The sequence below is a fragment of the Ruegeria sp. HKCCD6426 genome (assembly GCF_057221115.1).
The window spans coordinates 14866-27084 of sequence record NZ_JBWVBF010000008.1; the positions used below are offsets into that span (position 1 = coordinate 14866).

Consider the following 12219-nt stretch of genomic DNA (forward strand, 5'->3'; position numbering starts at 1 on the left):
GCGACCTCCCGATCCGCGAACCGCGTCTTAGAAAACGCCCCGATAAATGAGGCCCTTTCTAAGACAGGTTCGGCTGGACCCGGATTTCTCCGGACCCAGCCAAATTTTGCGATGCATCAGCGATGCACCAGAAGACTGACTTAGGCCAGTTCGACCTCGGCGCCAGCTGCTTCCAGCTTGCCTTTGATCTCTTCGGCTTCGTCTTTCGACACAGCTTCTTTGATCTTGCCGCCAGCTTCGACCAGCTCTTTGGCTTCTTTCAGGCCCAGACCGGTGATGCCGCGAACTTCTTTGATCACGTTGATTTTCGAAGCGCCGGCGTTCTTCAGAACGACGTCGAATTCGGTTTTTTCTTCCTCAGCTGCGCCACCGGCGTCGCCACCAGCTGCGACCATTACGGCGCCGCCAGCTGCGGGCTCGATGCCGTATTCGTCTTTGAGGATGGTTTTCAGTTCTTGTGCTTCCAGCAGGGTCAGACCCACGATGCTTTCTGCGAGTGCTTTCAGATCAGCCATTTTATCAGCTCTTTCCGTTTACAGTGTGTGTTCCAACGTCAGGGTATTTACCCTACGCAGATCATTCAGTGCCAACCGCTTACGCAGCTTCCGCCTTCTCTTCGATGGTGGAAAGGATGCTTGCGATGTTGCTTGCAGGTGCGCCAATCGCGCCGGCGATATTCGAAGCAGGTGCGCCAATGCAGCCCACGATCGAAGCAATAAGCTCCTCGCGAGACGGCATTTTCGAAACTGTTTCGACGCCTTTGCGGTCCAGAGCGTTCTCACCCATTGCACCACCAAGAATTTCAAAATTCTTGTTATCCTTGGCGAAGTCCTCGGCCACCTTGGCTGCTGCCACGGGGTCCTCGGAATAGGTCAGAACGGTCATACCCGTCAGCAGGTCAGCAATGCTTTCACACGGCTTTCCGTCGAGGGCGATTTTGGCGAGCCTGTTCTTGGCAACACGCACGGCGCCACCCGCGTCACGAGCACGTGCGCGAAGGTCCTGCATCTCGGCAACTGTCAGACCGGCGTAGTGCGATACCACTACGACGCCAGAGCTTTCGAAGATCTGGCCGAGTTCCTCGACCACTTTCTCTTTCTGGGCTCTATCCACAGTTCTCTCCAAGTTTGGGATGATATCTCATCCCGGCTCATATTTGCTGCGGCTTGCGCCCCAGCGTTCAGGTCCGTTGTTACGGGATTGGCCAAAATTCGCCCGAGGGCGGGACCCTCGAAATTCTTTGGTCTTACCCGTCTCAGGCAGGGAATTAAGGGGTCAAATGACACCACCCACCGTCTTGGACGAAATGAAATAAAGCGCACGACGAATCGCACGCTTTATTCCGTAGCTCTACTTAGGGCAGATGGCCGGGGTTTCCAAGGGGAAAATTGACAGCACCCAACAACCCGCGCAACGGCTGGTTGGCAAACCTTCATGACAGTCTACCACAAGCTTTGACCAATTCGGCGGAATTTTGTGACCTCCGTCGAAAGATGCAAAAGCAAACCGGGATCGCGACCAGTCCAAGGCATACTCCAGGTTTCGCGTGACATTGTTCCATTTTTGAGATTATAACCCGACAAATTTTCTAAGATTTGCGTAAAGGCAGAACAGATGTGCAGAATTGCCGCCTATTGCGGAACCAGCATTCCCCTGGAAAACATTATCATCAGACCCAGCCACTCTTTGTTGGAGCAAAGCCAGCACGCCGCAGAAGCAAAGCTGGCCGTTAACGGGGATGGGTTCGGAATGGCATGGTATTCAGATCAAGAGCGGCCCGGGCTGTACCGGGATGTGCTGCCTGCATGGTCTGATGGCAACCTGGTTGACCTGTGTCGCATGATCAATTCTTCGTTGTTCCTGGCCCATGTCCGCGCATCGACTTTCGGCGAAGTTTCACGCTCTAACTGCCACCCGTTCACATTTGGCAAGTGGTCCTTTATGCACAATGGCCAGATAGGCGACTTCGGACGTCTGCGCAGACGACTGGAAGCAACGCTTCCTGACGATCTTTACGCCGCACGACGGGGTTCTACAGATTCGGAGTTATTGTTCCTTTTGCTACTCTCCAACGGTCTGGACACGTCGCCTGGCGTAGCGGTTTCAACCACACTCCAACAGATAGATGCACTTGAAGTCAATCGGGCACAGCCCGATCGCATGGCTGTCGCCTTTTCCGATGGATCGAGCTTGTACGCCTTCCGGTATTCCAGCGACCGACGCAGCCCGACACTGTATTTCGGAGAAGGGCTCGACCATGGCGGGAAGGTCATCGCATCAGAGCCTCTGGACAAAGGCACCGGCACTTGGACACCGATCAAGGACAGAAGTTTCTTTACCCTGACCGATGGGGCCGCAACACAAACAGAGTTACTGACATCCTAAACAAAAAACGGGCAGCTACCAAAAGCTGCCCGCCTGAATTTCCGCCAATTGCGGCTATTACTCGCCCGCAGCCTCTGCCACGTCCAGCGTCACGCCAGGGCCCATTGTCGAGCTCAGTGCGATTTTCTTCATGTAGGTGCCTTTGGCACCTGTCGGCTTGGCCTTGGCCACGGCCGAAACGAAGGCACGGACATTTTCGACCAGCTTGGCTTCGTCGAAGGACGCTTTGCCAACACCGGCGTGCACAACGCCGCCTTTTTCCGCCTTGAACTGAACTTCACCGCCCTTGGCTGCTTCCACGGCTGCTTTCACATCCATGGTCACGGTGCCAACCTTGGGATTCGGCATCAGGTTGCGGGGGCCCAGAACTTTACCCAGACGACCGACGATCGGCATCATGTCAGGGGTTGCGATGCAGCGATCGAATTCGATGGTGCCGCCCTGAATGGTTTCCATCAGGTCCTCTGCGCCAACGATATCCGCGCCTGCTTCTTTCGCTTCGTCTGCCTTGGGGCCGCGAGCAAATACAGCAACGCGCATCGCCTTGCCGGTGCCGTTCGGCAGGCCGACAACACCACGAACCATCTGGTCCGCGTGACGTGTGTCAACGCCCAGGTTCAGAGCGATCTCGACGGTTTCGTCGAATTTCGAAGTTGCGTGGGCTTTAACCAGTGCAACCGCTTCTTCCACCGACAGGTCTGCCTTGCCAGCGAAAGCTTCGCGCGCAGTGCGCGTACGTTTACCGAGTTTTGCCATCTTACTTCACCTCGATGCCCATAGAGCGGGCCGAGCCCACGATGATCTGCATTGCGCCTTCGACGTCGTTGGCGTTCAGATCTTTCATTTTGGCTTCGGCGATTTCGCGAACCTGCTTTGTGGTCACGGTTGCCACGGTCTCACGACCTGGGTTTTCCGCGCCACGGGGACGGTTCCGCTTGCCAACCGGCTTCAGACCAGCTGCTTTTTTCAGGTAATAAGACGCGGGCGGCGTCTTGATGTCCATGGTAAAGGACTTGTCCTGATAATAGGTGATCACGGTCGGGCAAGGTGCGCCTTGCTCCATGTCTGCGGTCTTGGCGTTGAACGCCTTGCAGAATTCCATGATGTTGATGCCGCGCTGACCCAGCGCCGGACCAACTGGCGGCGACGGGTTCGCCTGACCTGCAGGAACCTGCAGTTTCATTGTACCAGCAAGCTTCTTGGCCATTTGGTTTTCCTTTCAACTTAGGTGAAACGCGTCTCACCCAGATTATGTTGCGTGGTCCGATCCGGGATCGCGATCCCAGCAACCTCCCACGAGAGAATCTCGCCCGAAGACGATAGAAGCGGCATGTATAGTGGACTGGAGGGGTTGGCAAGTGGCTGGGAACAGCAATCTGATGCAACTCAAGATACCTAAAGTGGATCAGCAAACGAATCTAATCCATCCAGTGGAAGTATGCGTCAAACATCTTGGGATTACCGTCACTCAGGTTTGTCTCAATCTCTATTCCCGCTGGAACTTCCTGCAGTACTTCAGACGACCTTAGGCGGATCATACCGCGTTCGGACAATAGCTGCTCGACTTCAACGCTAAGCTGCAGAACCGATTGCGAAGAGAAGTCATCCACCATGTCAGCCGTCGGGAGATATGAAGACCCCGACTTTCCATTCCAGTTCTTCTGCCCTTCTCCCATTACATAGAATGGGGCACTGTAATTCAGCAAAACGAACAAGCCGGTGAATGCTTGACCTCCATCGTGTGGATTTTCAGCTCTGAATTGCGCGTGGTCTTTGTAGAACCAAGCATCAATGAAGGAAGCATATCCACAGCCATAGGAATTAGCTTCAATCCTGGATGCCAATTCAAGCTCGCGACAGATATCGCAACACATTTCTTCGTAGAACGCGTGAGAGCCCCGCCCTAAATTCCATGGAGGGTTTGGCCACTCTATTGCACCGCTGACAAGTGCGCGAACTTCGTCTCTGTTGCCGGGGTCGATAGTTTTCATAGTGAGTCTTGGAGCATGAGAACCCCCGATGCGCAAGGCAGTGAAGCCATTTGATTTGGCTCCACATCATCAGCTGGGTCAATGCACAAAAAAAGCCGCGTTGCCCATGGCATCGCGGCTCTGTAATTCTCGCTAAAAGGGACCCAGTTAGCCCTGCTTCGTAACCTGCGTAAAGTCCAGCTCGACCGGGGTTTCGCGGCCAAAGATCGAAACCGAAACCTTCAGCTTCTGGTTCTCGTCGTCCACGCCTTCGACCATGCCGTCGAAATCCTCGAACGGGCCGTCGTTGACTTTGACCTTCTCGCCGACCTCGAAGGAGATCATCAGCTTCGGCGCTTCTTCGCCTTCCTGAACGCGGTTGAGGATCTGGTTCACTTCGGCGTCACGCATAGGCATCGGGCGGCCTTGCGGACCCAAGAAACCGGTGACGCGGTTGATCGAATTCACAAGGTGATAGCCCTGATCGGACATTTCCATGTGAACCAGAACGTAACCGGGCATGAAACGGCGTTCGGTCGTCACCTTCTTGCCTCGGCGCACTTCGATCACCTCTTCGGTGGGCACCAGAACCTCGTCGATATCGTCCTCAAGGCCCTGCTCGGCCACCGACGTGCGGATCTGCTCTGCGATCTTCTTTTCGAAATTCGAAAGAACGCTGACCGAGTACCACCGTTTCGCCATGAACCTGTCGTCCTTGTTTACCTTCGGCGCTTCCCGTTAGCTTGGGCGCACCCTGTATTGAAAATCTGCCGCGGCCTGTCCGCGTCGTCCGGAATAAAAAGCGGCGCGCAGCCCGAATCGCCACACGCCTATTCCGAATAGTCCTGCGTCAACTACTCCGACACGGCCCGCTACGCAAGAGGGCAGCGGCGTTTCCGCGCGGGTCAATCCACCTTAGCTGAACGCACCGAGGATCAACTGCAGCCCGCCGCGAATGCCCAAGTCGACCAGCGCAAAGAATACAGCCGTCAGCGCCGCCATGATGAACACCATGACCGTGGTCAGCAGCACCTCACGCCGGGTAGGCCAGACGACCTTTGCGACTTCGGCACGGACCTGCTGAATGAACTGGATCGGATTCATAGTTGCCATTTGGCTTGGTTCTCTCTGCTAGCGGATGGGCCGGACATAACCGGGCATTGCGGCAATTTCAAGGGCCGTTGGTGCCCTTGTCAGGGCTTGGGTCGATCATCCCATTCGTCGCTGAGGATGCGCCGCGCATCCCCCTCGGGATCTTCATACTGATTGGACCGAACCGTGTAGATGAACGCCACCAATCCAACGCCACCCAAGAACAGGGAAATCGGGATCAGATAAGCCAGCACTTCCATTGGGGTTACCTCAGTCTCAACGCATTCAGCGATACGGTAATGGACGAGGTCGACATTGCCAACGCAGCAATCAGTGGAGTCGCCAGACCAGCAACAGCCAGCGGGACGGCGATGACATTGTAAACGGTGGCGATGCGAAAATTCTCGCGAATCCGGCGCGTGGCCTTGACTGCCGTGTCACACGCTTCTGCAATCGGGGACAGGTCATTTCCCAAGAGCACGATATCGGACGCAACCCGTGCCGCATCCAGCGCGGATGCCGGAGAGATTGATACATGAGCCGCTGCCAATGCAGCTGTGTCGTTCAAACCATCCCCGACCATAAGAACGTGACGCCCCTGCTCACTCAATTCCTGAACTTTGGCCGCTTTGTCTTGAGGCAGCGCTTGGGCGATCCAGGTCTGGATACCCAGCTTATCCGCCAGAGCGTTAACCGCACCGTGCGTGTCGCCCGAGATCAGAATGACTTGTTTTCCGGACTTTTGAAAAGCGCCCACTGCCTTGGCAGCCCCTGCACGCAATGCGTCCGTGAAGGTGAAAGCTACTGGTTGATGCGCACCGATAGCCAGCCAGGCTGTGGTTTGATCACCGTCTTCTCCGCCCACCCAAGCCGCGCGACCCAGTCGGACGCGTTGATCGCGGAATGTACCTTCAGTGCCGTAACCGGGCACCTCGACGATATTGCGGAGCGTTGCTGGTCTGATGCCCGCCTCACGTGCTGCACGTACCAGCGCAACCGATAGTGGATGGGCCGACGCCTCAGCCAAAGCGAGCGCGACTTCCAGATCGGTGCGAGTGCGATCCCCCAGATTGGTCAGCTCGGGTGTGCCTGATGTCAGCGTGCCAGTCTTGTCGAAAACAACCGTGTCCACTTCGGCCAGACGTTCCAGCGCCGTGGCGTGTTTGATCAGCATCCCACTGCGGAACAAGCGGCCCGAGGCTGCGGTGGTCACTGCAGGTACGGCCAGGCCCAGTGCGCATGGGCATGTAATGATCAAAACAGCCGCCGCAATATTCAGTGCGGTTCGGACGTCGCCGGTATAAATATACCAACCCAGAAAGCTGAGCGCCGAAAGGATATGCACGCCCGGCGCGTAAAGCTTGGCCGCCTTGTCTGCCAGCGACGTGTAGCGAGAGCGCCCTGATTCAGCGATGGCAACCAGATCAGCCATACGATGCAGTGAGGTATCCTCACCCACCGCGGTCGCACGAATAATCAGCGGGCCAGTCAGGTTGACCTCACCGGCACTGACGGGATGCCCTTCTTGGGTAAAAACGGGAAGAGTCTCGCCGGTCAGCAAGGACCGGTCCAGTTCCGACTGGCCAGATACGATCTGGCCATCGACAGGCATCCGACCGCCAGGCCGAACAAGGATCAGATCGCCAACATTCAAGGTAGAAACGGCGACTTCTTCCTCGGTCCCATCTGCTACGCGGATTGCCCGAGGCACTTCAAGCGCCGTCAATTCCTCGGCAGCCGAGCGGGCTACAGCACGGGTTCTATAGTCCAGATACCGCCCGGCCAGCAGAAAGAAAGTCAACGTCAGCGCGGCATCGAAATAGGCGTGCTCACCGCTTAGCGCGGTTTCCCAAAGCGATGTCACCAGTGCCAGTAAGATAGCCAATACGATCGGCACATCCATGTTCAGACGGCGTACGCGCAGGGCGCTCCAGGCGTTGGCAAAGAAGGGCTGCGCTGAGAATGCAATTGCGGGCAGCGCAATAGCCGCAGATATCCAGTGGAACATGTCGCGCGTCGCGTCGGACGCCCCGGACCAGACCGAAACCGACAACAACATTACGTTCATCGAAGCGAAGCCTGCCACTGCAAGCCGCATCAGCAGATCGCGCCCGGCTTTGTCGGATTGCGTGGCGGATAAGGCACCGGGGTCCAACTCGTGCGCCTCATAGCCTGCCCGCTCCAACACTGGGATCAGGTCAACAGCACGGATGTCGGGTGCGGCTTTGATCATCGCCCGTTTGAGAGTCAGATTGACCCGCGCGTCTTCAACTCCGGGATGGGCGTTCAACTCACGCTCAACGGTGGAGATACAGGCCGAACAGTGGATGCCGGGCAGTGATAGCGCGATCTGCACGTCCTCAGGTATGGGTCGAGCGGGTTCGACCGGCGCAGCAATGCACCCGGGGCAAGCCGCGGTGCCAGGGGATATCTGCGCCGTCATCGCATCAGCCTTTTACATATAGCGGAACACGCTGAGCGAATTCCGTTCCGTCCCGGTCTTTGGCGACCAGACGAATGTTCCAGTTGCCTTCGCCCAGCGATGCCGGCGCCGCATAAGCGATGCCATCAAACGTGAAGTCCGGTGAAAAATCGTCCTTCACATGGGTTGCGCGACCGACGATAGCTTGCAGCTCGGCCACCTCGACCGGAGCACCGGTTTGATCGGTGATGTGCAGGATCAACAGCCCTCCCGAGATTTCGGCTCGAATATCCCAGCCTAGGGCTTGCTGTTCCTGCAGTCGTTCGTTGAATTCCTGACTGGCAACGTAGGAGTTTTTAACCTCGAGTCCCGGGAAGGTCTTCACGGCGCTGTAGGCTAGCAAAAGGTTCACCGCGATGATCACACCAAAGGCAGCAACAAACACCGCAAGAGCGTGTTTTCCGGTGAATTGACGTTCCGCCATAATCAGTTTCCTCGCCCGTTGAACGTCGTATCCTTGTAGGCTCGTTCGCCACTGCTCAGGTCTTCGACCCAGATGCGCACCGGAGTAGCATCTGTGCCAGCCGGTCCGGTGCCCTGGGACGCGACGATATAAACGCGTGTCAATTGTGCCGTATCCGCGGTCACATTGACAGTCTCGCCTTCGACACCTTCGATCTCGACCCGCATGGCCGGATCACCCGCCAGCGACAATTTGAACAGCCGGTCCTCACCATGCTTGTTTCGCAGACGGACGTCATACGTATTGCGGATTGTCCCATCGGACAGTGTCACAAAGGTCGGATTGCGAACTGGCGCAACAGTCAGGTCGATATCGGACCGTATGAACAACGCGAACAGCAACGCAAAGCCGACAAGCGACCATAGCGAAGTATACATGATCGTACGCGGGCGCAGGATGTGCTTCCAAATGCTTTTGGGAGGCTGCCCCGCGCGTTCACGGGTCTCATCACTCAGGGCCATATAGTCGATCAGCCCGCGCGGTTTGCCGACCTTGGCCATCATATCATCGCAGGCGTCAATACACAGTGCACAGGTAATGCACTCCAATTGCTCCCCGTCACGGATGTCGATCCCCACCGGGCAAACGTTCACGCAGGCCATGCAGTCTATGCAATCTCCCAGCTCTGTATCTGCGGTTCGTTTACCCTTGCCTCGCGGCTCACCCCGCCATTCGCGGTAACCAACGACCAAAGTATCCTCGTCCATCATTGCGGCCTGGATACGTGGCCAGGGGCAGGCGTAGATACAAATCTGTTCGCGTGCGAACCCACCGAATAGGAATGTCGTTCCAGTCAGGATCAGAACGGTCGTATACGCCACTGGGTGCGCGTTTCCGGTGACCAAATCCCGCATCAGCGTCGGCGCATCGGCAAAATAGAAAACCCATGCGCCACCCGTCGCCAGGCCGATCAACAACCAGACCACCCATTTGGTCAGCCGCAACCGTGCTTTGCGGAAATCCAGTTTTTTCTGCCGGTGCAAACGCAAACGCGCGTTGCGGTCACCTTCGATCCAGCGTTCGACCAGAATGTACAGGTCGGTCCAAACAGTCTGTGGGCAGGCATACCCACACCAGACCCGACCAAGTGCGGACGTAAACAGGAACAGCCCCAACCCGGCCATGATCAGCAATCCGGCGACAAAATAGAACTCATGTGGCCAGATTTCGATCCACATGAAATAAAACCGCCGGTTGGCCAGGTCCAGCAGCACGGCCTGATCCGGCAGGCTCGGCCCCCGGTCCCATCTGAACCAGGGTGTCACATAATAAATGCCCAGCGTGATCGCCATGATGATCCATTTGAGATTGCGAAAGGGACCAGACACCCGCCTCGGGAAGATCGGCTCTCTCGCGGCATAGAGACTGGGGGGAGGGCTGGAATCGCTCACGGGCTGGCTCCAAAATGTAGCTCTTCTGACTGCGTCTTGTCTCAGATCACGGTTTGGCAAACATTGACATGGGTCAAAACGCGCATCGTACAGACACCTTTTATCACGCCTGACGCGCCTGACGCTTCAACCAAGCCACAAATGTTTTTACGGCAGGTCTAAGTGCGGTTTTTGCCGTTACAATATGGTATCCGCGCGTGTCCGGCTCAGCGTAGAGTTCGACAATACGTCCAGCCTGAATGTCAGACTCGACGAAATGTCGCACTGTGACAGTGACACCCTGCCCTGAGCGCAAACCATCTAGCACCAGATTGCCCGGCAATTTCGTGCGACCGGCGCCGCGTTGTGGCCCGGCGCCGTGCTCTGCCAGCCAGTTGGTCGCCTCAGTGGTGCCAATCTCCTCCAGCCACGGCAGATGGGCCAGCTCGGCTGGCGTCCATTTGGTTTTTTCGCCCAGCAATTCGGGGGCGGCAACGATCACCACCGGAGTTTGCAGCAACATCTCGGACTGGACGCCAGGCCAGCCGCCCGGACCATACCGAATGGCAAGATCAACCCCGCCGGGCCGTAGTTCGACAATCTCGGCGGTGGGATCAAGGACCAGATCCACTTCAGGATGGGCGGCGCGAAAGGCTGGCAAACGGGGCATCAACCATGACGCTGCAAATGACGATGTCAGCGAAACATGCACAGGGCGTTCTGTTCTGGACCGGTTCAAGTCTCGTACCGCAGTTTCAATAGCGCCAAAGCCCAGATGCAGGGCACGAGCCAGATGCTCTCCGTCCACTGTAAGTGCCAACGCTTTGCCGGAACGGTCCAGCAGCGCCACGCCCAGATGCCTCTCCAACGTCCGCAGTTGCTGGCTGATGGCAGCGTGGCTGACATTCAGCGCTGCGCCAGCTTCGACAACGTTGCGCTTTTCAGCAAAGGCCGCAAATGCGCGCAGCGAGGCGAGCGGAGGAAGTGTCAGCCAATCCATATGTAATCCACACTTACACGACAGAATGGTTATTGAGTCGCATTCGGTGGTCCGAAGGTCAATCTTTTAGGCAGAGACAACATTTCACAGGAGAAACGCCATGCTGACCGTTTTTGCCAGATTTTTCATGACCGCCACCCGCATAAATGCACCACATATTCGCGACGCGCCCAAACCGGGCAGCCGCAAACGGCATTGGTTACCTGACAGTCACTGGTGGAAGGAAAATCCGCGCGGGGTCGATCTGACCGATCTTTGATTGTCAATTTCAAAGCCAATTCTGGACCGCAGCAAATCTCGGCCCTATTCTTTGAAAATCAGCACCGGCTGTTCAGGAAACGCGCGAACAGATGGAACAGCCGGTGCCTCAACCTCCGGGCGGGAGACCGCCCGGAGGTATTCTTCAGACCTTACTGACCGCCACCCAACTGGTGGACATAGGCAGAAACGGCGCGAACCTGCGCCTCGGTCAGACGGTTTTCCCAAGACGGCATGACACCGAAGCGGCTGTTGGTGACAGTCTCGGTCAATGCCTCTTCACTGCCGCCATAGAGCCAGATCGCGTCGGTCAGGTTCGGTGCACCTTGAGTGACGTCGCCCTTGCCGTCCTCGCCGTGGCAGGCCGAGCAGTTGTCTTCAAAAACAACCTTACCAGCCTGCGCCGCCGCATCATCGGTCTGCGCATTGGTCAGCGACATGACGTACTGAACCACCTGAGTGATTTCGTCCTGCTCGAGGATTTCGCCAAAGGCCGGCATCTCGGAATAGCGCGCATCGTCGCTTTCCTCGTTGCGAATGCCATAGGCGACTGTGGTCTCGATGTCTTCAAGCGTACCGCCCCACAGCCATGCATCGTCCAGCAGGTTCGGGAAACCCGGCGCGCCTTGCGCACCCGAACCGTGGCATTGCGCGCACCAGGTGCGGAACACCGCGCCGCCTGCGTTGACTGCGTATTGCTGCAGTTCGGCATCTTTAGCGATGTCATCCAGCGGTGTTTCCACCAGCTTGGCGTTCCATGGTGCGTTGGCCTCTTCGAACGCAACCATTTCTTCCTGCACCAACGCCCGCGAAGACCAGCCCAGTACACCAGCTGTCGCCGACTGTACCAAAGGCCACGCCGGATACATGATCGTGTAGATCACGCCCCAGATGATGGTGACGTAGAAGGTCCATAGCCACCAGCGGGGCATCGGGTTGTCAAACTCTTCGAGACCATCCCAAGAGTGTCCGGTTGTTTGCGGGTCACCCGGTAGTTTTTCAGGTGTCTTGCTCATTGCCCAGCCTCCTTGGATGTGGCGGGTTTATCTTGATGCCGGAACGGGATGTTGGCGGTGTCCTTGTATTCCTTGCTGGCACCGGGGCGGAAAACCCAGACGACGATACCGACAAAGAAGACAAACAGCGCGAGCAACATCCAGCTATCCGCGAACTGCCTGAGGATTGTGTATTCTTCCATC

General features: G+C 56.9%; 16 protein-coding genes. 2 read left to right on the top strand and 14 right to left on the bottom strand.

The annotated features are described in order from the left end of the window. Positions 1–140 precede the first annotated feature (140 nt). Positions 141–515: a 50S ribosomal protein L7/L12 gene (gene rplL, locus AC2TDA_RS19285; RefSeq protein WP_170350962.1), complete on the bottom strand. Its 375-nt coding sequence runs from the start codon at positions 513–515 to the stop codon at positions 141–143. Positions 516–594: 79 nt separating this feature from the next. Next, positions 595–1113 carry a 50S ribosomal protein L10 gene (gene rplJ / locus AC2TDA_RS19290; protein ID WP_074737768.1) on the bottom strand — a complete coding sequence of 173 codons (519 nt, stop codon included), beginning with the start codon at positions 1111–1113 and terminating at the stop codon, positions 595–597. A gap of 501 nt (positions 1114–1614) precedes the next feature. On the opposite strand from rplJ, the gene AC2TDA_RS19295 reads away from it, so the two are divergent. After that, entirely contained in the window at positions 1615–2385 is a 771-nt protein-coding gene (locus AC2TDA_RS19295) for a class II glutamine amidotransferase (protein WP_480880368.1), read from the top strand. Between the two features lie 57 nt (positions 2386–2442). On the opposite strand, the gene rplA is transcribed toward AC2TDA_RS19295, so the two are convergent. From rplA to AC2TDA_RS19345, 10 genes are all read right to left on the bottom strand, one after another. Next, positions 2443–3141 (bottom strand): 50S ribosomal protein L1, encoded by a 699-nt coding sequence (gene rplA, locus AC2TDA_RS19300; protein WP_480880369.1) that lies wholly within the window; start codon positions 3139–3141, stop codon positions 2443–2445. Position 3142: 1 nt separating this feature from the next. Beyond that, on the bottom strand, positions 3143–3592 hold the full coding sequence (rplK, locus tag AC2TDA_RS19305) for a 50S ribosomal protein L11 (RefSeq protein WP_480849343.1): 450 nt from the start codon (positions 3590–3592) through the stop codon (positions 3143–3145). A 211-nt stretch (positions 3593–3803) separates the two neighbouring features. Next, entirely contained in the window at positions 3804–4376 is a 573-nt protein-coding gene (locus AC2TDA_RS19310; protein WP_480880371.1) for a hypothetical protein, read from the bottom strand. 147 nt (positions 4377–4523) lie between these two features. Next, entirely contained in the window at positions 4524–5057 is a 534-nt protein-coding gene (gene nusG / locus AC2TDA_RS19315) for a transcription termination/antitermination protein NusG (RefSeq protein WP_170385962.1), read from the bottom strand. Between the two features lie 213 nt (positions 5058–5270). After that, complete coding sequence (gene secE / locus AC2TDA_RS19320; protein ID WP_170350969.1) at positions 5271–5468, bottom strand: preprotein translocase subunit SecE; 198 nt, start codon at positions 5466–5468, stop codon at positions 5271–5273. A gap of 80 nt (positions 5469–5548) precedes the next feature. After that, complete coding sequence (ccoS, locus tag AC2TDA_RS19325; protein ID WP_480849346.1) at positions 5549–5707, bottom strand: cbb3-type cytochrome oxidase assembly protein CcoS; 159 nt, start codon at positions 5705–5707, stop codon at positions 5549–5551. Positions 5708–5712: 5 nt separating this feature from the next. Beyond that, the gene (locus tag AC2TDA_RS19330) at positions 5713–7890 is read right to left on the bottom strand and encodes a heavy metal translocating P-type ATPase (RefSeq protein ID WP_480880373.1); all 2178 of its coding nucleotides are present in this window, start codon (positions 7888–7890) and stop codon (positions 5713–5715) included. Between the two features lie 4 nt (positions 7891–7894). Further along, on the bottom strand, positions 7895–8353 hold the full coding sequence (locus AC2TDA_RS19335; RefSeq protein WP_480849349.1) for a FixH family protein: 459 nt from the start codon (positions 8351–8353) through the stop codon (positions 7895–7897). A 2-nt stretch (positions 8354–8355) separates the two neighbouring features. After that, a complete protein-coding gene (gene ccoG, locus AC2TDA_RS19340) occupies positions 8356–9783 on the bottom strand; it encodes a cytochrome c oxidase accessory protein CcoG (protein WP_480880374.1) in 1428 nt (475 codons plus the stop codon). A gap of 103 nt (positions 9784–9886) precedes the next feature. Beyond that, on the bottom strand, positions 9887–10762 hold the full coding sequence (locus tag AC2TDA_RS19345; protein WP_480880376.1) for a LysR family transcriptional regulator: 876 nt from the start codon (positions 10760–10762) through the stop codon (positions 9887–9889). Positions 10763–10862: 100 nt separating this feature from the next. Between AC2TDA_RS19345 and AC2TDA_RS19350 the strand changes: the two genes are divergently transcribed. Further along, positions 10863–11021, top strand: a complete 159-nt coding sequence (locus AC2TDA_RS19350) for a hypothetical protein (protein ID WP_480880378.1) — start codon at positions 10863–10865, stop codon at positions 11019–11021. Between the two features lie 151 nt (positions 11022–11172). Here AC2TDA_RS19350 and ccoP read toward each other — a convergent pair whose 3' ends face one another. After that, the gene (ccoP, locus tag AC2TDA_RS19355) at positions 11173–12036 is read right to left on the bottom strand and encodes a cytochrome-c oxidase, cbb3-type subunit III (RefSeq protein WP_480849354.1); all 864 of its coding nucleotides are present in this window, start codon (positions 12034–12036) and stop codon (positions 11173–11175) included. Next, complete coding sequence (locus AC2TDA_RS19360) at positions 12033–12218, bottom strand: cbb3-type cytochrome c oxidase subunit 3 (RefSeq protein ID WP_480849355.1); 186 nt, start codon at positions 12216–12218, stop codon at positions 12033–12035. Before AC2TDA_RS19360 ends, ccoP begins: the two co-directional genes overlap by 4 nt. Position 12219: the final 1 nt, after the last annotated feature.